Below are 20,957 nucleotides of genomic sequence, written 5' to 3'. Positions count from 1 at the left end.
CTTTTGATCTTTATAAGGACGATGCTAAATGAATAAAAAACGATATCAAAAAGCTGCGGTAATAACGAACTGTATACTAGCAATGCTAACTGCTCAGATCAGTTTTGCACAAGAGTTGTTAACATCAGGCAAAAGTAATATTTATTATGCGAATGATGGCAAAAGCAATAGTTTAACTTTGGATAAGCCAATCAATAGTAATGCAGCTGCTGCTATAGAAGGCACAACAGATTATCAAGCCTATGGCGTGCATTTAAATGGGCTCAAAACCAATGTAGCAACTAACTTTAGCTACAATGGTGAGTATCAGGATCCTGCTTCTGATTTAGTTTATTTAAGAGCGCGTGACTATGATGCGGGAACACAACGATTTATCGCACAAGATAGTGCCAATGTTTGGAATAAATATAATTTTGCCGATAGCAACCCGATTATGAATATTGATCCAAGTGGGCATATGCCAGCATGGCTTAACTACACCTTAAACGGGTTAGGAATTGCTGGTGCAATTGTCGCAGGTGTTGCTAGTGGCGGTGCAGCAGTGCCATTGATCGCGGCAGGTTTAGGGGGCGCTTCAGGTGTTGCAGGTATTGTTGCTCAAGCAGCTGGGAATAATACAGACTTGCAGACAGCATCATTGGTGCTAGGGCTTGCAAGTATGGGATTTGATGTCGCTTCTGGGATTTCTTCAGCAGCTGGAAGAGCTGGTGGAGCTGGTGAAATCAGAGCACCTCAATTGTTTGATGGTGAAGTTCAAGAATCTACTGTTGCTCATTTATCATCTGTAAGGTCTGCTGAAGTGACATCACATATACCTGTATCTTATAATTATTCACCTCAACGATTAAATGATACTAACCTTGCGCGATTAAACGAATTTTTAAATCATCAAAACATCTCCGAAGAAGGTTGGTCGAATATTGTTGAGTCAAACTACGGCACCTATAATGTATACGATTATAATCAAGTTGTACCATCGATTAGAGAGACAATGACTCATGTAGATAATTGGCTTACGAATAATATGGGTGCATTATCTGGTGAACAAATTGTTATGCTGGAATGTCGCAAGACTAAGAATTCGTTGCTATATGATTTTACTGAACAGGCATTTCTTCGTAAATGGATTCAATATCATGTAGACAGACAGACACAATTCATTGAAATTTGCGCATTCAATTCTGCTAAGTCATTCCCTCAATTGAGAGCCTTAGTACTTGGTTATGAAAATCCTCTAAACTATTCTTTGATCGATTTCGATTATATATCATTAGATGGTGCTGTATGATGTGTAAGAAGCTTTTAGAGTTGAGTGCCTATTTCTTTTTGATTGGAATGACACAGATCAGTTTTGCACAAGAGTTGTTAGCAACAGGCACAAATGATATTTATTATGTGAATAATGGCAAAAGTAATAGTTTAACCTTGGATAAACCAACTAATAGTAATGCAGTAGTTGCCATTCAAAGCACGACAGATTATCAAGCCTATGGTGTGCATTCTGATACGCTTAACACCAATGTAGCAACGAACTTTAGCTATAATGGGGAATATCAGGATCCGAGTTCTGATTTGGTGTATTTAAGAGCACGTGATTATGATGCGGGAACACAACGATTTATCACGCAAGATAATGCCAATGTTTGGAATAAGTATAACTTTGCTGATAGCAATCCGATTATGAATATTGATCCAAGTGGGCATTTTTCTATGTCCAATGTATGGCATCATGCAACAAGTGGATTATTTATGACACTGATCATGTCTGGCGTTATATTCACTGGAGGATATCTGGGTATTGCTGAGCTTGCTGCCTTAGGTGCTGAGAGTGTTGCGACTTCAGAGGTAGCAGGAGTTGCCACAGAGGGGCTTGAAGCTGGTGCTACTGCTACTGCAGAGGCAACTGATGTAGCGGAAGGATCATCTGCAGCATTAACGCAATCTGCAAATGATGATGTTCAAGCGTCTGAAGCGGGAGTTGATGCTCAAGCAGGTGATAGTCAACTAAATGAAGGTATATACACGCGTGTGACTGCCGAAGCTACTAACCCAAATGAAGCAAAGTTTTTTTCATGTGTATCACGCAAAACCGAGTTGCGTTTTGGCTTATTAGGTGAAGCAGCAAGTGCTGTTGGTGTGACTGGCACCTATGGCAGTCATTTTTCACCATTCTTAAAAAAATACGAATCAATATGGACCGTCTTAGACTATGTTGGCGGTGGCGCTGCATTTGGATTGATTAAAGGGTTGAAGTTCGCAGACTATGTTGAAAATGCAGCTCAGACATCAAATTATCTTCTGCGCGGCGCAAATGGCCTCAATCAACTTATGTTATCTGGGGTTCGTTGTTTTTCTAGCCGTATTGCTGAAACTAATTTTATGCGCTCAGCCACGGCAGGATTCTCATATGTGATTGTGAAAATGCCACTTCTTTTAGGGGCGTACTCAGCGACTGATGCTGTTTATAATGCGACTAACCATGGAGAGGAGTTACCTGATGGCTTTTAAAGATCCATTTGCATAGTGCGGTAAGCAAGTTATTGCTGAAAGCATCAATAGAACTGACGTTTACGGTTGAAGGTATGAATAAACAGCGGATTATTTTTGTAAGTATTGGTATCTGTCTTATAGCATTATTAACAAAACAAATAAGTTATGCTCACACAGCAAGACCTAGCATCAGACTTTATTATCTTGCTAACGGCAAAAGCAACAGTTTGACTTTGGCTAAGCCAGCTAATAATGCGGCAGTTGCTATCCAAGGCACGATAGATTATCAAGCCTATGGCGTGCACCCTAATACGCTCAATACCAATGTAGCAACAAATTTTAGCTACAATAGTGAGTATCAAGATCCTGCTTCTGATTTATTATATTTAAGGGCACGTGATTATGATGCCAATACACAGCGGTTTATCGCCCAAGATAGTGCCAATGTCTGGAATAAATATAACTTTGTTGATAGCAATCCGGTTATGAATGTTGATCCAAGTGGCCATATGAGTTTAAACACTATTGGGCTGTTAATGACAGTTGTTGTATCCTTAGCTAGCGTTCCTGTTACAAATGGAACTTCTTTGATTGTGTTAGCTGAAACAGGAGCAAGTGTTTCTAATATTTTGTTTGGTATTAATGACATAATTCACCATAGCTACTATGCTGCAGCTGGTGATTTCGCTATGGCTATAGGCGGTATGATCGGTGTCTATTCAGCCCAGGATAGTATATTCCCATTAGGGAGAAAAGCTTTGCTATCTAGACAAGCTAGACAATTATCTGAGGATGAGGAAACAGTTATAGATATTGATAGTGAAGAGTTAAACGCTGCTAAGGTGACTAGAAGTAGTGCGGGATCAAATATTTTATTGGGTGTTGGTTCAGGGTTGAAAACATATCAAGACAATGATGGGAATCATTTTAACTTGAGTGACTTTGCAAGATTTACATTAATCAATGGTGCGGCAGGATTTACAGGTGGTCTAATTTATGGAGGGGTGAGTGGTAGAATGGGCGAGGTTAATGGCATGCTTAAAAAAGTTGTCTATGGGGCATTAAGAACAACACTTAATGGTGCGGTTGGCATGACAGGCAATATGATTAATAGTGCAATTAGTCATGATATTAACTGGAAAAATACAGCGGTTAATCTTGCTGCGGCACCACTTATGGGCGCATATTCTGGATTCTCACAAACTTACTTAGGTAATTACCCCAATAGTAGGTTAGCAAGAGCGATGAGATTTACTTATCTTAATTTAAAGACACCAATATTTGGTGCTTTGCTTAGTGGAGATATATCTGAGTTATGATTGAAATATATGGCAACCACCCAGCAGCATGATTAATAAACAAAATTGCTTATATTTAAATCTGTTTCCCTGTGCGTTTTTAGACCTGCTAGTGCCGCATATTCAAGATACGCGAATACTTTAGAAATGGGGTAATGCGCCATAAAATATGGGATTTACAGCTGGAGTTACAAGTAAACTCAAGTAATCGCGTGTTTAAAAGTTGTAGCACTAGGCAGTTACAATATATGTTTATTTTGTCTATATAAATTTAGATATAAGCGCGTAATCTCGTGACTGGGATAGATAGCATGTTTGAATAAATGTGAAACAAATCAAATTAAATTAAAAATGTTTCATATTGAGTGAGTGAGGTAGATTATGAAGTTTAAAATTCAGCTTATAAGAAATAAATTGATGATTAGTGGCGCTTTGTCAGTTTGGTTACCATTTCTTATTATTTTATGTATTGTTGCTAGTGTTGAAAGTTCATTTGCTAAAGAGGCTTGGGTTGACAATAATACTGCAGCCAACTTGTATTATATCAATAATGGCAAAAGCAATAGTTTAACTTTGGTTAAGCCAACTCATAGCAATGCAGCCGTTGCTATAGAAGGCACGACAGATTATCAAGCCTACGGTGTGCATTCTGATACCCTAAAAATAAATGTAGCAACCAGCTTTAGCTACGATGGTGAGTATCAGGATCCAACTTCTGATTTGGTGTATTTAAGGGCACGTGATTATGATCCAACTACACAACGATTTATTACGCAAGATAGTGCCAATGTTTGGAATAAATATAACTTTGCCGATAGCAATCCGATTATGAATATTGATCCAAGTGGTCACCTAAGTAAAGAAGCAGTAAATACGATACTTGGTATATCTTTGATACTAGCAGGTATTGCTACGCCTTGGTTGCTAGGTGCTTTTGCTCCAGCGGCAGAAGCTGCGGTTGCGGAGGGTGAAGCTGCTGAATCTATTGCAGATGGTGTTGTGACTGCTAATGAAGCTGATTCTAGTGTTCCAATTGATAGTTCTAGTGTGTCAACTGATAACGCAGAAAAGGTATTTGAAGAGCAATCAACGCGTTATGGACTAAAGTCTTATCCTGTTACTTTTGTCGGCAATGGGGTACAGGCACTTATTCAGAGAAAGACAATGACGCCAACTGCATATCTAGAAATGGGGCTTGAGGATATTGGTGGTGCTTTTGGTACCTTAGGTATGATAAATCCTAGTTGGGCTAAATCTTTTGGTTTATTAGATAACGGACTTGAGGGAGTGGCAACGGCATTATCTGCTGAGACGGTTGGTGGCTCATCAATGCTTGCAGGGATAGCTAGTGGATTTGGGTCAGGGGGGGTAAGCGGATTGATAGGAGGTGTTTTTGTTAAGAATATATGGAAGACTTTTTTAAAGTATAATTTAAGCGCAGGTACGAGGTTTGTTGGCTCTATTGGCATATTTGCGGCACGGGGTGCAGCAATGGAGGCAGCAAGAGAAGGGGTAATGTCAGCAGTGTCATGGAGAAATGAAATGTCTGTTAAAAATATCTTAATGTCCTCAGGGGTTACAGCAGTGGAAGGTGGGATGTTTACCGCGGCGGAATTAAACTTCTCTAGCTTGAAAACTGTACGTAGTTATGCATTTTCTTATAATGTAGGAGGGGCAGTTTTTCAGGTAGGTATTCCGTTTTTAATCTAATAAATAAAGCAACCATCAGATACGTGTAGGTAAAATGAAATCATATCTAACAAATACAATAATAGTAAGCACCCTTGCATTTTTAACCTTAGCTGGAAGTGTGAAAAATAGTTTTTCCCAAGAGGTTTTCATAAAGAATGATAGTCACACTAACTTGTATTATGCGAATAATGGCAAAAGCAATAGTTTAACCTTGACTAAGTCTAATAATGATGCAGCAGTTGCTATCCAAGGCACGACAGACTATCAAGCGTATGGTGTGCATCCAAATACACTCAACACTAATGTGGCAACTAACTTTAGCTACAATGATGAGTATCAGGATCCAAACTCTAATTTGGTGTATTTAAGAGCGCGTGATTATGATGCAAATACACAGCGTTTTATCGCCCAAGATAGTGCCAATGTTTGGAACAAGTATAACTTTGCTGATAGCAATCCGATTATGAATATTGATCCAAGTGGGCATATGCCAGCATGGCTTAATTATACCTTAAATAGTTTGGGAGTAATTGTTGGAATTGCAGGTGCTGTAATGAGTGGAGGGTCTAGCCTAGAAGGTGCTGCTCTTGCTGCAGCCAACATGGCTAGAGTATCAGGGATCATGGGTGCGGCTTCGGGAGCGTTTGGTATAGCAGGGCAAGTTGTGGCAGATACAAAAGCAGATGGAGAAGGTACAGCAAATATTTTAAACAATATTTCATTTGGACTTGGCGTGATTAGCATGGTTGCTGATGCTGTGAGTATTGTTAGTGTTGCTAATATAAACGATACTAATGCTTCAGAGTCATTGTTAGAAGGAGAGGATATTACTGCAAAATTATCTTCTATTAACCCAACTGAAGGATATATCTATCGTGATAAGAGTGGCTTACATAAAATGTTAGCATTTGAACATATCAATGACGAAAGAAAATTATTAGTAGCAAACTATAAGAGAGCATTCCGAATAAATGGATTCATAAATAGAAATCTAAAAGCAAACACATCGATGTTTGAAGTTAAGTATATGGATAAAAATTATATACTTGCAAGAATGGATCCTATAAAAAAATTAAACTATGACGAAGTAATAAATGTGAAAAACAACATTAACTATATATTCATCAACAATTTAAGACCACCTCCTTTGAGAATAGTTCTGCCGTCAAGAAGTGAACTTAATTGTTGGCAAGCTACTGATAGGTTGATAAAGCAAAGTGGAGATTTTAGATGGAGATAAGTGATGTTTAAGGTTTTTGGTTATTTTATTAGTGTCAGCGTGAAGCAGTGCAAAAATATCGTCAGGAAATGGTCTTAAAAAGATTATTGGTTGAAGGTTTCCTCATTTTTGTCCGAGCTGAGACTTGTAAACAGGATGTTAAATACGGTTACAAACTTCGTGGTATCAACATTTGTATATGTATCGCAAGATATTGTAATCTAAGGCGTAAATTCTATTGGAGTGTTTTAATGCTTAGAAAAATTTTACTATACGCTTGCTTGATTATCGTTAGCACTTTGGCAGTGTATGCACAAAAGGTTGATGTTAACACAACTAAAACAACTGAAAAATCAATGCCACCATTAACAGCTGAAGCATCATTATCGCAGCCTTGGTTTGGTTTTGTGTCACTTTCAGATGATGCTCATGAAGCGGTTTATATAGAGAAAAAAGGTCAAAAAGACAAAAAAACGGGTAAGTGGCAGTGGCGTTATCAGCTTTTTTACGTCAAGCATATTAATGCTAAGTCTATGATAGACGCGCAAAAGCTTTTTAATTTTAATGTATTGAGTGTCTCGTGGTTTCCAGATGCGCATAAATTACTGTTTGTTAAAGAACAACATGATCAATTAAGCTTGTGTGTTTACGATATCAAACTTAATAAGTTATATCCATTGCAAATGCCTTTGCAAGGGTTGGAAAGCTATCAGATCTCACCTAATGGGCAAATGATTGCAGTGAGTATTCATGAGGATAAGCGTGACAATCTGTCGGTACTTGACTCAGCAACAATGCATGCAGGTAATAAACTTTATGTGTTAATGCTTTCAAAAGATAAAACGCATGTTCAAAGCATTAAAGCGCTAAGCCAGTCAGGTGATTATGTGATGAATGATCGTTTGACGTGGTTAAAAGATAGTAGCGGTATTCTCTTTGTTAGTGCGCATTCATTGGCGCCAGAGCGCTCAAGAAAGCGCGAGATTAAGCGTGTTGATTTAGTAGGGCATGTGATGAATTTAACAAAAAATGAAGGTTATTATGATCAACCAGTTTTATCAAATGATGGTCAAAGTCTCGCCTATTTTTACAATCGATTACCAAAAGGCTATCAATATGCAGATTACCTTCTAAGATACAGCAATCAGCTGTGTGTTTTGAATTTAAATGATCATCAACAGCGATGTTTGGAGCCTTTGTTTGAGGGAGGCGCTCAGTTATTAGCATGGAATCAAAAAGATGAGTATCTTTTGATGGTGCAAGATGATCATTTAACGAAGCGTCTTGTTAAGGTAAATATTAAAACATCAGAGATTGTGTCATTAACCCATGACGTATCAGTTGTTAGCCCTGTTATTAACAATCAAGCAACAGCTATTGGCTATATGCAAATGAGTAGCAATAAAGCACCTGAAGCCGTCGTCAGCCGTTTAGATGAATTTTCACCGCAAGTGATTAATTCGCAAAGAAAACTGCCCTATACATTAGGGCACACAGAAATAATACATTGGGTTGGTAGTAGTAAAGAAAATGTTGAAGGTTTTTTGACGTATCCACCAAACTATAAAAAAGGGCAAAAATATCCACTAGTTGTTGCCGTCCATGGTGGGCCTGCTAACCATTGGTGGGGCAGTTTTATTGGCTCGCCCCATACTTTGGATACACCTTTTTGTGTGGGGTGTATGGCAGCAGAGGGTTATATAGTCTTTAGACCGAATGTGCATGGTAGTACGGGCTATGGTGTGGCGTTTATGACGTCGAATTATCGCAAAATTGGTCAAATTGACTTGGAGGACATTACCCTTGGTGTTAAGCATTTAATCGCCGAGGGGATTGTTGATTCTAAACGTATTGGCATCTGGGGCTGGAGCTATGGTGGATTTCTAGCGGCAGTCGCAATGCAACATTCTGATTTATTTAAAACAGCAATTGATGGTGCTGGTGTCAATGATTTGGTTAGCCTTGAGGGTACTTCGGATTATCATACACTGACTTATCTTATGGGGGTGCCTTTTTGGCAAGATGCTAAACCCTGGGTAAATATATCACCGGTTTTACATGTGGGTTCAGTTCACGGCAGCATATTGATTCAAGGGGGGGATAGAGATAGTGAGGTGCCGCTTAGTCAATCATTAGAATTATATTATGCTTTAAAACAAGCGCATAAAAAGGTGTCACTAAAAATCTATCGTGATCAAGGACATGAGTTTTCAGATCCTAATCAGTTGTTATTAGGGATGAAAGACACGGCAAATTGGTTTAGGCAAAACCTCTATACCCATCGTAAATCATTTTGCGGTGTTTAGTTGCAAAGCAGTTTATGAGGATTTTACAAAGTTGGATTGCAGGTAATAGCTAGGACTATTGCCAAAATTATCCTAAGACATAGGGACATGATTAGCAATCGCCTGACCCATGCTAATTTTGCTGTTTATCTGCGTTTGCCATGTGATTTTTTCATCAGGGAAAAGCGTGATAATGGTTGAACCAAAATTAAACAAACCAATCTCATCACCCTTATTAAAGTGTAAGTTTTGTCCAGAGTAATCAAAGTGTGTGATTTTGCTATAGTAGTTAGGGGCAACTAATTTATGCCATACTGTTTCAATGCCAGCAACGAGCATTGCACCCACAAAAATAACGGCAATCTCACCAATAGCAGTATCAAAGTAACAAATTAAGCGTTCATTCTTGGCAAAAAGTCCATCGATATTTTCTGCAGTTAACTCATTGACTGAGAATAATTTGCCTGGAACATAGGTCATGCGTGTGAGCTTCCCATCAACTGGCATATGCACGCGATGATAATCTGAAGGGGACAAATAAATCACTGAAAAATCAGTATAGTTTTCTTTTGCAGTGTCAGCGGTAAGTGCTTTTAATGGGAAATACTTGCCCTTGGCTTGGATGAGCTTGCCTTCTGTGATTTTGCCAGCTTGCGTGATCTTACCATCGGCTGGTGAGATAATGCTTTTATCATTTAAGTCAATAGGGCGCGCTTCAGGTTTTAATCTGCGGGTGAAAAAATCATTAAAGCTTGCGTACTCAGTGGGATCTTCGATTAATGCATCGTTTAAGTCGATATTAAAACGTTTCATCGCAAGGTGAATTAATTTATTTTTAATGGTTGGATTTTCACAATTAGCTAACTTGCCAGCAAGGCGTGATAAACAGGCTTGAGGTAATATTTTTTGAAGCGTTAGAAATAAGGTATCTTTAAACATGCAGTATTAAGCGATATATTTTTGGTTGGCATTGTAAATTATTTTACATCTGCCAGCCACTGATTTATTGTGAGCAGGTTTTTTAGAGGTAAATGGGCTTTTTTAAGGGTGAGTTTATGAATATTAGTATTTTTGATTTGTTTTCTATTGGCGTGGGACCTTCATCATCACACACAGTGGGTCCAATGCGCGCAGCCTTTCGATTTTTACAAAAACATCAAGCTGCATTGCAAGAGACTACGCGTTTTACGATTGAGCTTTTTGGTTCATTAGCACTTACAGGGAAAGGGCATAAAACAGATTATGCGTGTATTTTGGGATCTGCAGGCTTTGAACCCTTTAGTATTGATATTAATGAAGCAGCGCTTTGTTATGATCAGATTCTTAAAACCAAAAAAATAAAGCTATTGGGATCTTATGAGATTGATTTTGATTATACGACTGATTTGATATTTCACTATAATGAGGCGCTACCAGAGCATGCTAATGGCATGTTGTTTACGTTATGGAATGCGCAAGGTGAAAAGCTTGGTATATTAAAGTATTTCTCAGTTGGTGGCGGCTTTATCTTAGATGAGCATGAAATGCATAGTCATAATGATCCAGCTCCCGTTGATGCGCATGCTGTACCCTATCCATTTGCAACAGCTAAAGAGTTGTTAGATCTATGTGAGAAACACCAGATGAGTATTGCTGATTTAATGATGGCAAATGAATGTGCGTTACGTGATAAAAATGAAGTCGAAGAGGGTGTGTTGGCAATCTGGCAGGTGATGGATCAGTCCATTGAGAAAGGATTGCAAACAGATGGTGAGCTACCCGGTGGGCTTAAGGTTAAACGTCGTGCGTATAAACTTAAAAAGCGTTTAGAAGAATCGCGTTTAGATGTTAAAGATCTTAATTGGCTCAATGTTTTTGCCATTGCTGTTAATGAAGAAAATGCCGCCGGCGGCAAGGTGGTCACAGCGCCTACCAATGGTGCAGCAGGTGTTATTCCTGCAGTATTAAAACATCATATATTAAGCCACCCCTTTACCACTAAAAAAGAGATTATGGATTATTTATTAACGACGGCAGCGATTGGTGTTTTATTTAAAAAAGGTGCTTCAATATCAGCGGCTGAAGTAGGTTGTCAAGGTGAAGTGGGTGTAGCATGCTCTATGGCGGCAGCAGGACTTTGCGCGATTCTAGGAGGTAGTGTTGAGCAAGTCGAAAATGCCGCAGAGATGGGAATGGAGCATAATTTAGGCTTAACCTGTGATCCGATTGGTGGTTTGGTGCAAATCCCGTGCATTGAACGCAATGCCATGGGTGCGGTACAAGCGGTTAATGCCGCTAAGCTTTCGCTACTTGGCGATGGTGAGCATCATGTGAGCTTAGATCAAGTGATTCAGACAATGAAAGAAACCGGTAAAGATATGTCAACCAAATATAAAGAAACATCATTAGGTGGCTTAGCTGTGAATTTGCCCGCATGTTAGTGATATAAAAAATTCAAAATACAAAAATTCTGACATAGGAAGCGTCAATGTCTGCTATACAAAGGGTTTAACTTTGTTTATTCTAACAGTTAATATCTTTGGAGAAAAATTACATATAGGGAGAATATCATGCAAATACTATCGACAAATGTCTATATTGGACCAAATATCTATGCCAACTTTCCAGTTATTAGGCATGTAATTGATTTAGGTATACTAGAAGAGTGGCCATCGGCAAAGCTTGGTGCTGATTTTATTGATGCCTTAGTTGAAGCGCTTCCAGGACTGAAAGAACATGGTTGTTCCTATCGTGAAGCAGGTGGCTTTATAAGGCGCATGCGTGAGGATGAAGGCACATGGTTGGGGCATATTTGGGAACATGTCGCGATTGAACTTCAGGATGTTGCGGGTAGCAATGTAAGCTTTGGTAAAACACGTAGTACCGGTGAGCCAAGACAATACAATATGGTGTTTGAGTATAAGCAAAAAGATGTTGGTTTGCAGGCGAGCTTCTTAGCGCGTGATTTATTGATCTCGCTTTTACCTCAAGAGCTACAACAAGCGCTTAATGTCGATCTTAAAGATTTTGACTTTGAAAATGAGAGGATTCGCTTTATTAAGTTTGCCCAAAGTAAAGAGTTTGGCCCAAGTACTGGATCATTAGTGGAAGCAGCAACAAAGCGCGACATCCCATATATTCGATTAAATGAACATTCTTTGGTGCAGTTTGGTCATGGCAAGTATCAAAACCGTATTCAAGCGACGATTACCGGTGAAACCAAACATATTGCTGTTGAGATATCATGTGATAAAGAGCAAACTAATACGATTTTAAATGGTTTGGGGCTCCCTGTGCCAAAACAACGCAGTGTGCGCTATGAAAGTGATGCATTATCGGTTGCCCGCCACTTAGGTTATCCACTAGTGGTTAAACCATTAAATGGTAACCATGGTCGTGGCATAAGCATTAATATTCAAAGTGATGAAAGTTTGAAACAAGCATTTGCAGTGGCAAAAGAGCATGGCCGTTGGGTTATTTTAGAGCAATACATCGAAGGTTTTGATCATCGTATGCTAGTAGTCAATGGCAAATTAGTGGCGGTAGCAAAGCGCGTACCTGGACATGTTGTTGGTGACGGTAAGCATACGATTGCTGAGCTTATTGATATTGTCAATGAAGACCCAAGGCGTGGTGTCGGGCACGAAAAGGTATTAACACGTCTTGAGCTTGATCATCAAGCGCTAACACTTTTAGAAAAAGCCGGATTCACGCCAGAGAGTATTTTAGCCAGTGGTGAGATTTGTTATTTGCGTAAAACGGCGAATCTCTCAACTGGTGGTACGGCGATTGATTTAACCGATGTGGTGCATCCGGATAATCGCGAGATGGCAGAGCGCGCAGTTACTGCCATTGGTTTGGATGTTGGTGGCGTTGATTTCTTATCTCCTGATATTACCCAATCATATCAAGAAGTCGGTGGTGGGATTTGTGAGGTTAATGCAGCACCCGGCTTTAGAATGCATGTATCACCAAGTGAAGGCTATCCTCGCGATGTGGCAGGGGCGGTGATGGATATGTTATTTCCTGATACAGAGCGTGCACGTATTCCAATTGCAGCCATTACTGGCACCAATGGTAAAACAACAACAACGCGTATGGTTGCCCATATGTGGAAAATCGCTGGTAAATGTGTGGGCTTTACCACAACCGATGGCGTTTATGTCAATGGTAAATTAAGTGTCGCAGGAGACATGACAGGACCTAAGTCCGCACAAATGGTGTTGCGTGATCCGAATGTTGATGTGGCTGTATTTGAAACGGCACGTGGCGGGCTGCTAAGAAGTGGTCTTGGCTATGATTATTGCAATGTTGGTGCTTGTATTAATATTGCTGAGGATCATATGGGACTTAAAGGTATTAATACCTTAGAAGAATTAGCAGAAGTTAAACGTATCGTGACAGATGCCGCTCGCGATGTCGCCGTTTTAAATGCTGATGATCCGCATTGCTTAAGATTATCAGCTTACACGCAAGCTGAGCATATTATGTATGTGACTATGAATCCAGAGCATGCTTTGGTCAAAGAACATATTCGTGCAGGGGGTAAGGCCGTTGTTATTGAAAAAGGTGTTAACGGAGATATGATCACTATCTTTGATAATCATATTCACATGCCGGTATTATGGACGCATTTAATCCCCGCAACGATGGAAGGGCGAGCTGTTCACAATGTACAAAATGCGATGTTTGCCGTGGCGATTGCCTATAGTATGAATATGAGTCTAGATGATATCAAAAATGGTCTAAGAACCTTTACAACCTCGTTTTATCAAGCGCCAGGACGCATGAACTGGTTTGATGAGCATCCATTTAAGGTCTTAATGGACTATGGTCATAACCCAGCTGCCGTATTAGCGATGGGTAAGTTGGTTGAGCAGATTGATGCTAAGGGCATTAAAACCTGCGTGATTGCAGCTCCAGGGGATAGACGAGATCAGGATATTGCCAATATTGCCAAAGCGGTAGCGCCTTATTTTGATCAGTTTATCTGTAAGCAAGATGATGGTTTAAGAGGACGCAAATCTGGTGAAATTCCACGTAAATTAAAAGAAGCATTGCTAGAAGCTGGAGTTTCTGAAAATAACATTCAGATTATTGAAAGCGAACAAGAAGCGGTTGATCATGCGTTAGAGCATGCGAATGTTGGTGATCTTCTTGTCGTATTTGCGGATAATATCAAACGTACTTGGAAGCAAATTATTCACTTTAACAGAGAAGGTGAAGCATCTGAAAGCACGAAGACCATAAAATCTAATACGACCATTGAACTGAGTAAAAACCATGGATTAGCACAAGAGATTGTACAGATGATGCAAGATGGTATTATCGCTGATGAACGAGGTGTGCGCCTTGTAGCAACTGTTGAAGAAGATGCTGATTAAGTAGGTGTAATGATGCGTGAAATTCCTGAAGGCTACTCAAGACGCTTAGTCGGGCCTAACTTGTTTTTTAATGAAACGGGTGTTGTACTAGATGTTCCGCTTAAAACCGAGCAAGAAGAACTTGTTAAAATATGGCAAACTAACTGTGAACGGCTGCTACCTTTACTTGGGCTTAGTGAATATAAGCTAGCGCATAAGATATATAGCGAGGGTTTGCGTTTAGCGTTTACCGCACCCTGTGATATCTTGCTTGCCAGTTGTGATGTTATTGATTACACATGGCAAGCAGCATGTTATGAACTCTCAAATCATAAAGTTTTGGCATTGGATGAATCGCAAAAGGCAAATTTACTTGACGCAATTCAAGAAGAGCAAAATCTTGCGTATCGTATTTTGTACGCTAATGCCAAGTCGCACGGTTTGAATATCTTTAGAGAAAAAGATCACGCTTATGTTGGCTCAGGTATTGGTCGCTATAAGTTATCACTATTAACAGATGATTATTTATCGCTACCATGGCAGGAAATTTATGATATTCCACAGGTGATAGTTACTGGAACCAATGGTAAAACGACGACGGTACGTTTGACGAATTTTATTTGTCAGCATGCCGGTAAAATAAGTGGTTACGCTTCAACAGATTGGGTTGCTATTAATGGTGAAATTCTTGATCGAGGCGATTATTCAGGACCCACGGGGCACCAATTTGTACTGACGAATCCGAGTGTTGAGGTAGCTATTTTGGAATCAGCGCGCGGCGGATTATTAAAGCGTGGCTTGATAGAAACACAAGTCTCGGCTGCGACGGTAACCAATATCTCTTATGATCATATGGGTGAGGATGGTGTTGAAACTTTAAATGATTTATTTGATGCCAAATGCATTGTTTATCGTGCGTTAGCCAAAGAAAACAGTTTTGCAATTATTAATCTTGATGATTTACTTTTACAGCAACTAGTTGTCGAGCTATCAGCACCCAAAATTATTGTCAGTCAATCAGAAATCACATCTAAGATATTAAATCAGTTAACCGCAAATGATTATGCCTGTTATGTTGCAGAGAATAGTTTTATTTGGTGGCACCAAGGCAAAGCAAAATCCTTAGTTAGGCTCAATGATGTGCCGCTGACGATGAATGGTCATGCAAAACATAATATTGAAAATACTTTGCATGCGATAGCCTTGGCTTTTTGTTTAGGCATTTCTTTTGAAAAAATAATAGCTGCGTTATGTGTTTATCAGAATACAGATAAAGAAAATCAGGGGCGCGCTAATATTTACACATTGAAGTCGGGGGCTAAAGTTATTATTGATTTTGCGCATAACCCAGCAGGATTTGAGGCGATTTTGTCCTTGGCTCAAGCGTATCAAACAAAAGAAGGAAAGCTTAGTTTGTTATTTGGAACAACGGGTGACAGAATCAATTTGATTGATGCGAGCTCAAAAATCATTGCTAAGTATAAGCCACATGAGATTGTGATCAAAGAACTTAAGAAATATTTGCGTGGCGCCAATGAGGGAGAAATTCCTATGCAAATTGCAGCATCATTAGTTCGTTTCGGTCAGGAAAAAGATACAATACGTTTAGTTGAAGATGAATTATCCGGAGCAAAGTCGGTACTGCCGCAATTACAACAAGGTGATGTGTGCGTGCTGTGTTGTCATGATCATATTGCTGAGATTGGTGCTCTAGTGAAGACATATTGTAATTGACGGTTTGATGAATATATTACTAATTTCTAACGCCACAGTAATAACTCCTTTACTTTGTAATAGTAGAGGGTATATATCGAAGCGTAAGATGTTAGACATTTAGGAAAAAAAAGGAGTGAGCATGCCCGCACCAACAGTTTCAGGTATTAAAAGAGGATATATTATCCCAATTGGTGGACGTGAAGATAAATTGGTTTCACCCAAGGTTCTGCAGCGATTTGTTGAACTAGCAGGCAATAAAGATGCCTATATTGTTATTATTCCAACGGCATCTAAGTTGTCAGATACCGGCAGCGAATATGTCAAAATTTTTAAGTCGCTAGGTGTTAAAAATGCGGTAAGCCTTGAGATTCAAGCGCGTGCTGATACCGAGAATAAGGATTATTTGGCACACCTTGAAAAAGCAAGCGGTATCTTTATGACCGGTGGTAATCAGCTACTATTGTCAACCGTGCTTGGTGGCACTAAAGTGGCACAAATGATTCGTCGCTGTAATGCCAAGGGTGTGCATGTGGCAGGCACCTCGGCAGGAGCGGCTTTTATCTCTGAGCATATGATTGTTGGAGGTGCTACGGGTTTTATGCCACGCTACAATATGGTCAATATGGCGCCAGGCTTAGGCTTGACCAATAAAATACTCGTTGATCAACATTTCTCGCAACGAGATCGTTTGGGACGTTTATTAACGGCATTGTCTTATAATCCCTTTGTAACCGGTGTTGGTATCGATGAAGACACAGGCGCCTTTCTCGCTGATGATGGCGTAATTGAGGTTGTCGGCAGTGGCGCATTAACGATTATTGATATGTCACATATTGAGCATTCATCGATGCCGCACGCGCGCGATGATGATCCCATTAGTTTGGTTGGCATTCGCATGCATCTCTTACTTGAAGGCAGTAAATACGATACAAATGCGCATGAAGTTGAGGTTGTTAATTAATCGTAAGGACGTGGTTGGGAATGCAAAAAATTATTATTCATGGCGGATGTGGTGCCAGAGAGGATAAAAATACTCAGTTTAGCCAATATCACGTACATCTATTAACGATTGTTGAGGAAGCCTATGCCTTTCTTACGACCTATGATGATGCGTTAAAGACTGCTGTTTTTGCAGCGAAATTATTAGAGGATGATCCACTATTTAATGCCGGTACGGGATCACGTTTGCAGCAAGATGGACAGGTAAGGATGTCAGCTTCGATTATGGATGGTGCAAAAGCCAAATTTGCAGGCGTAATTAATATTCAAAATATCCAATATCCCAGTGAAGTGGCTTTGGCACTTTTAAATGAACATCACAGTGTGCGCGCAGCCAATGAGGCAACGCGTTTTGCACATGAGACATTAAAAATGCCAGAATATAATCCCATTACCGAACATCGTTATCAAGAATACCTTGAGCTTAAGAAAGGCTTAACAGGAACTATTGGTGTGGTTGTATTAGATAATGCCGGTAACATTGCTGCTTTAACCTCAACCGGAGGCGCTGGATTTGAGGTGTCAGGGCGCGTGGGGGATAGTCCAACCGTTGCTGGTAACTATGCATCAAGCCTTATGGGGATATCATGCACTGGTATTGGTGAGCATATTGTTAATCAAGCCGTTGCAGCAAAAGTACATACTCGTGTTAAAGATGGTATGCCTTTAAATGAAGCCGTTGCTAAAAGTATTAAAGAAAGTGATGCTTTGGATGATTATGTGGGTTTGATTGCATTAGATCAACAGGGCAATATTTCTACTGGTTCAACCCAAGTTGCACAAACATTATTTGCTTATCATGATAGCGAGAAAGCTAAAACGTTTTATGAGTAAATAATCAGTTAAAAGGGAGATTGGAATGATTAAACAAATCGGTTTAACAGTATTATTAGCAACAATAAGTGCTAGTGCATTTGCAAAAAGTGCACCGCTCTATCAATATGGAACGATTACAGCATTGATGTCGGGAAATTATCATTCAGTGATAAATGTTAAATCTGCAAAAGCATCTGGTAATGAGTTTGGTCTTGGTGCGGGTGAGGGATTAGGTGAGGTTATCGTATTGGATGGTAAGTACTACTTGGCTAATATGGATGGTAAGCTTACACAAATGAAACCAGAAAGTGGACTGTCTTATCTAACGGCTGTTGATTTCAACCCACTGAAAAAACTCAGTTTTGACGTTAATAAATCTGTAGAACTTACTACATTTCAGCAGCAACTATTAACAAAGCTAGCAAATAATCAGCTAACTTATGCGGTTAAGTTAACTGGAACATTTAAGGAAATCTTAGCGCGAAGTGAGAAAATTGATAAATCAACAAATACACCATTGGTTGAATGGTTAAAAGAACATGAGCATCGCTTTAGTTATCATAATGTACAAGGGACGATGATTATGTTTTTCTCACCTAAATACACACAAGGATTTGGCGTGCCTGGGTTTCATACGCATTTTGTTGCTGAAGACAAGAAAAGCGGTGGGCATGTTTTAAGTGCTGAGATTGAAAAGGCCAAGGTTGAAGTGATGCCCATTGACGCTATTAACTTGAGAGTTGGTGATGTAAAGAACACTGAAAAGGAAGTAGACTTAACACAGTTACACAAAATTGAAAATGCACAATAAGCTAAAAATATTCAAAGTTGCATAATTTCAATAAAAGTACAATAAACCCATTGCATAAAGGATTTGCAAAGGTAGTTAAAAAAGCCAAAGTATTAGACTTTAGCTTGGATGCACGATTAGCAAAGTAAGTATTTCACTTTACTCACCACAAACCATTTTGCAGTATTTCTGGCATTGAACTTCTTCGACATCAAACATCGCAGAATAATTTACGATGGGTATATAAAAAATTTGCTTATTATCATTGACTTATATTTGATAGTGGTTATCATTACTCTTGTTATCGCAAATGACAATAATTATCATTTAATTTAGAGGGGGTTTTATGGAAACAAATAAAATTGAAACGGCACTAAGAGCAAGACAATTAACCAAACAAAAGCTATATGGTGTATTAGCAACACAATCTGTAGCAATGCCGGGCTATCCTTTTGGCTCATTGGTAGCGTATGCATTTGATACTGATGGTGAGGTGCTTGTTTATATTAGTAAGCTTGCTCAGCATACACGCAATGTTGCCAAAGATGACAAAGTGTCATTAACGATTATTGAAGATGAAAAAGAAGATATTCAGCAGGCAGGACGTGTCACCATTTTAGGGCGATTAAATCGTTTGGAAGATGAAGAAAGGGCGGCAAGTATTTACACACGTTTCTTCCCAGAATCAAAAGACTATCAAGATAAAACCCATGATTTTCATTTCTATAAATTGCATATTGAGAAAGTACGCTTTATCGGTGGCTTTGGTGATATTAATTGGGTTAGCAAAGAGAATTTCTGTATTGAGCAGGTATTTAAAGATGACGAGATTAATGGTGCTATTAATCATATGAATGAAGATCATAAAGATGCATTGTCACTTTATTGTCAATGTGCGGGTATTGCATTAACAGAAGATAGCTCGCTTGAGATGATCTACTTTGATCAAGAAGGGATGTGGTTGCAGAGTAAATATAAAAATCACTATATTCCATTTGATCATGATGTGACAAATCTCTCGATGTTAAGAGCGGTACTTGCGGCGATGTCAAAAAAGGCAAGACAGCAAATAGCTAGTAACGAAGAAGCATTAATGGAAAAGGCAGTTTAGATATTATGGGTCATTTCTTTAGTCAATTTGGTTTAGTCAGCTACGCTATGTTGGCGGTGAGTTTTTTGATTGTTGCGATTTGTATTGAGCGAGTAATTACTTTTATCAGTCTACCGAAGCTTAATTTAGGTAAGGTAGAATGTTTGATTAATGCGGTTAATCGTGATGATAAAAAAAGTCTTAACGTAAGACTAAATGCATTGGCTAAGCCCATATTAAGATATATTTCGCCGTTGATCACTGAGCCTAAAGAGCTTGCTGAAAGTGAAGTTTGCTTGTTAATGCGTAAGCAACGTCAACGCATGCAGCGTCCATTAATCTGGCTTAATTTATTTGCTGTTGTTTCACCAATGCTTGGGCTTTTGGGTACGATTTGGAGCATGAGTCATTCATTTGCTGCATTAGCTGAGTCCTTAAGTGGCAATGGTTTGCAGAATATGATTATGTACTTATCTGAGGCAATGTATGCCACGGCATTTGGTATTGTATTAGCTTTAGTGAGTTTGTTAGCATTTTATTGTTTTCGCCAGTTTAGTGAACGCTATTTAGCAAATGCAGAAGAAGCATTAAATCAGTTGATTTTGAGCTTAGATCGACAAAAAGTGCGTAAACAAGATCAGAAAGAGCAAAAAGAGCAAAAAGAGCAAAAAGCACAAAAAGAAATTGCTGAAATAAACGAGTTAACTGAAATAAATAAAGTAAGTAAAGTAAGTAAAATAAATAATAAAACTAATATGATTAATTTGCGTGAACAGGCTCTGTTATGATCAGTAGTTTGAATCATCATGAGCATAATAGTTTGGAGGTGGATGAACCTAATTTGATTCCATTGTTAGACTTTATGTTGGTGCTTTTGGTTATGTTTGTATTATTAGCTGGTCCCATTCAGCATTTGCTTAAACTACCTTTGCCTGATGTTAAGGGGATAAGTGTTACCCAGAGCAAATCTGCTCAAACAACGCTTTATTTAAAGGCGCATGATTATGTGATCAATGGTGAGCATTTTACGAGTATTGATGCGCTTAAAAGTTATTTATTATCACAAAAAAATATGACATCAATGTCACAAATTACCTTGGCAGCGGATAAAAACATTCCGTTACAAACGATGCTACAGGTGTTTGCTGTGCTAAAAGAAACAGGTTTAACTGCAGCAGATATACAAGTTAATCATTAGCAATGACAATCAAATTTAGTTA

16 protein-coding genes are annotated in these 20,957 nt (G+C 39.0%); 15 read left to right on the top strand and 1 reads right to left on the bottom strand.

All coding sequences use genetic code 11. The annotated features are described in order from the left end of the window. The first annotated feature begins 28 nt into the window (after window positions 1–28). From ACTS4L_RS01735 to ACTS4L_RS01710, 6 genes are all read left to right on the top strand, one after another. A complete protein-coding gene (locus ACTS4L_RS01735; RefSeq protein ID WP_440617275.1) occupies window positions 29–1,288 on the top strand; it encodes an RHS repeat-associated core domain-containing protein in 1,260 nt (419 codons plus the stop codon). Beyond that, window positions 1,285–2,508 carry an RHS repeat-associated core domain-containing protein gene (locus tag ACTS4L_RS01730; RefSeq protein ID WP_440617276.1) on the top strand — a complete coding sequence of 408 codons (1,224 nt, stop codon included), beginning with the start codon at window positions 1,285–1,287 and terminating at the stop codon, window positions 2,506–2,508. Before ACTS4L_RS01735 ends, ACTS4L_RS01730 begins: the two co-directional genes overlap by 4 nt. Before the next feature lie 74 nt (window positions 2,509–2,582). After that, complete coding sequence (locus ACTS4L_RS01725) at window positions 2,583–3,809, top strand: RHS repeat-associated core domain-containing protein (protein WP_440651644.1); 1,227 nt, start codon at window positions 2,583–2,585, stop codon at window positions 3,807–3,809. Window positions 3,810–4,169: 360 nt separating this feature from the next. Further along, window positions 4,170–5,498: an RHS repeat-associated core domain-containing protein gene (locus tag ACTS4L_RS01720; protein ID WP_440617278.1), complete on the top strand. Its 1,329-nt coding sequence runs from the start codon at window positions 4,170–4,172 to the stop codon at window positions 5,496–5,498. A 34-nt stretch (window positions 5,499–5,532) separates the two neighbouring features. Then, window positions 5,533–6,720 (top strand): RHS repeat-associated core domain-containing protein, encoded by a 1,188-nt coding sequence (locus ACTS4L_RS01715; protein ID WP_440617279.1) that lies wholly within the window; start codon window positions 5,533–5,535, stop codon window positions 6,718–6,720. A 230-nt stretch (window positions 6,721–6,950) separates the two neighbouring features. Beyond that, window positions 6,951–9,005, top strand: coding sequence for a prolyl oligopeptidase family serine peptidase (locus ACTS4L_RS01710; protein WP_440617280.1), 2,055 nt, complete (start codon window positions 6,951–6,953; stop codon window positions 9,003–9,005). A gap of 72 nt (window positions 9,006–9,077) precedes the next feature. Here the strand turns inward: ACTS4L_RS01710 and asd are convergent, their stop codons facing one another. Then, window positions 9,078–9,923, bottom strand: coding sequence for an archaetidylserine decarboxylase (gene asd / locus ACTS4L_RS01705; protein WP_440617282.1), 846 nt, complete (start codon window positions 9,921–9,923; stop codon window positions 9,078–9,080). A 116-nt stretch (window positions 9,924–10,039) separates the two neighbouring features. Here asd and ACTS4L_RS01700 point away from each other — a divergent pair, with 116 nt between their 5' ends. The 9 genes from ACTS4L_RS01700 (at window position 10,040) to ACTS4L_RS01660 (ending at window position 20,935) form a co-directional block, all read left to right on the top strand. Beyond that, window positions 10,040–11,404 carry an L-serine ammonia-lyase gene (locus tag ACTS4L_RS01700; protein ID WP_440617283.1) on the top strand — a complete coding sequence of 455 codons (1,365 nt, stop codon included), beginning with the start codon at window positions 10,040–10,042 and terminating at the stop codon, window positions 11,402–11,404. A 129-nt stretch (window positions 11,405–11,533) separates the two neighbouring features. Then, a complete protein-coding gene (cphA, locus tag ACTS4L_RS01695; protein WP_440617284.1) occupies window positions 11,534–14,347 on the top strand; it encodes a cyanophycin synthetase in 2,814 nt (937 codons plus the stop codon). Between the two features lie 9 nt (window positions 14,348–14,356). After that, window positions 14,357–16,060, top strand: a complete 1,704-nt coding sequence (locus tag ACTS4L_RS01690; RefSeq protein WP_440617285.1) for a Mur ligase family protein — start codon at window positions 14,357–14,359, stop codon at window positions 16,058–16,060. A 121-nt stretch (window positions 16,061–16,181) separates the two neighbouring features. Then, window positions 16,182–17,003, top strand: coding sequence for a cyanophycinase (locus ACTS4L_RS01685; protein ID WP_440617287.1), 822 nt, complete (start codon window positions 16,182–16,184; stop codon window positions 17,001–17,003). 20 nt (window positions 17,004–17,023) lie between these two features. Further along, window positions 17,024–17,875 (top strand): isoaspartyl peptidase/L-asparaginase, encoded by an 852-nt coding sequence (locus tag ACTS4L_RS01680; protein ID WP_440617288.1) that lies wholly within the window; start codon window positions 17,024–17,026, stop codon window positions 17,873–17,875. 25 nt (window positions 17,876–17,900) lie between these two features. Beyond that, a complete protein-coding gene (locus tag ACTS4L_RS01675) occupies window positions 17,901–18,668 on the top strand; it encodes an acetolactate decarboxylase (RefSeq protein WP_440617290.1) in 768 nt (255 codons plus the stop codon). A gap of 325 nt (window positions 18,669–18,993) precedes the next feature. Then, on the top strand, window positions 18,994–19,758 hold the full coding sequence (locus tag ACTS4L_RS01670) for a HugZ family protein (protein WP_440617291.1): 765 nt from the start codon (window positions 18,994–18,996) through the stop codon (window positions 19,756–19,758). Between the two features lie 5 nt (window positions 19,759–19,763). After that, window positions 19,764–20,525 (top strand): MotA/TolQ/ExbB proton channel family protein, encoded by a 762-nt coding sequence (locus tag ACTS4L_RS01665; RefSeq protein ID WP_440651642.1) that lies wholly within the window; start codon window positions 19,764–19,766, stop codon window positions 20,523–20,525. Continuing rightward, the gene (locus ACTS4L_RS01660) at window positions 20,522–20,935 is read left to right on the top strand and encodes a biopolymer transporter ExbD (RefSeq protein WP_440616988.1); all 414 of its coding nucleotides are present in this window, start codon (window positions 20,522–20,524) and stop codon (window positions 20,933–20,935) included. Before ACTS4L_RS01665 ends, ACTS4L_RS01660 begins: the two co-directional genes overlap by 4 nt. The last annotated feature ends 22 nt before the right edge of the window (window positions 20,936–20,957 follow it).

Origin of the sequence: Cysteiniphilum sp. 19S12-1, assembly GCF_052030685.1 — a bacterium.
Taxonomy (GTDB): domain Bacteria; phylum Pseudomonadota; class Gammaproteobacteria; order Francisellales; family Francisellaceae; genus Caedibacter.
This window is presented reverse-complemented; position numbering and strand designations above follow the sequence as displayed.

What these genes read in the sequence shown, in the direction of transcription:
- ACTS4L_RS01735 (WP_440617275.1), top strand. Translation starts at nt 29, where the DNA reads ATGAATAAAAAACGATATCAAAAAGCTGCGGTAATAACGAACTGTATA.
- ACTS4L_RS01690 (WP_440617285.1), top strand. Translation starts at nt 14,357, where the DNA reads ATGATGCGTGAAATTCCTGAAGGCTACTCAAGACGCTTAGTCGGGCCT.
- ACTS4L_RS01670 (WP_440617291.1), top strand. Translation starts at nt 18,994, where the DNA reads ATGGAAACAAATAAAATTGAAACGGCACTAAGAGCAAGACAATTAACC.
- ACTS4L_RS01730 (WP_440617276.1), top strand. Translation starts at nt 1,285, where the DNA reads ATGATGTGTAAGAAGCTTTTAGAGTTGAGTGCCTATTTCTTTTTGATT.
- ACTS4L_RS01700 (WP_440617283.1), top strand. Translation starts at nt 10,040, where the DNA reads ATGAATATTAGTATTTTTGATTTGTTTTCTATTGGCGTGGGACCTTCA.
- ACTS4L_RS01675 (WP_440617290.1), top strand. Translation starts at nt 17,901, where the DNA reads ATGATTAAACAAATCGGTTTAACAGTATTATTAGCAACAATAAGTGCT.
- cphA (WP_440617284.1), top strand. Translation starts at nt 11,534, where the DNA reads ATGCAAATACTATCGACAAATGTCTATATTGGACCAAATATCTATGCC.
- ACTS4L_RS01715 (WP_440617279.1), top strand. Translation starts at nt 5,533, where the DNA reads ATGAAATCATATCTAACAAATACAATAATAGTAAGCACCCTTGCATTT.
- asd (WP_440617282.1), bottom strand. Translation starts at nt 9,923, where the DNA reads ATGTTTAAAGATACCTTATTTCTAACGCTTCAAAAAATATTACCTCAA.
- ACTS4L_RS01710 (WP_440617280.1), top strand. Translation starts at nt 6,951, where the DNA reads ATGCTTAGAAAAATTTTACTATACGCTTGCTTGATTATCGTTAGCACT.
- ACTS4L_RS01665 (WP_440651642.1), top strand. Translation starts at nt 19,764, where the DNA reads ATGGGTCATTTCTTTAGTCAATTTGGTTTAGTCAGCTACGCTATGTTG.
- ACTS4L_RS01685 (WP_440617287.1), top strand. Translation starts at nt 16,182, where the DNA reads ATGCCCGCACCAACAGTTTCAGGTATTAAAAGAGGATATATTATCCCA.
- ACTS4L_RS01660 (WP_440616988.1), top strand. Translation starts at nt 20,522, where the DNA reads ATGATCAGTAGTTTGAATCATCATGAGCATAATAGTTTGGAGGTGGAT.
- ACTS4L_RS01725 (WP_440651644.1), top strand. Translation starts at nt 2,583, where the DNA reads ATGAATAAACAGCGGATTATTTTTGTAAGTATTGGTATCTGTCTTATA.
- ACTS4L_RS01720 (WP_440617278.1), top strand. Translation starts at nt 4,170, where the DNA reads ATGAAGTTTAAAATTCAGCTTATAAGAAATAAATTGATGATTAGTGGC.
- ACTS4L_RS01680 (WP_440617288.1), top strand. Translation starts at nt 17,024, where the DNA reads ATGCAAAAAATTATTATTCATGGCGGATGTGGTGCCAGAGAGGATAAA.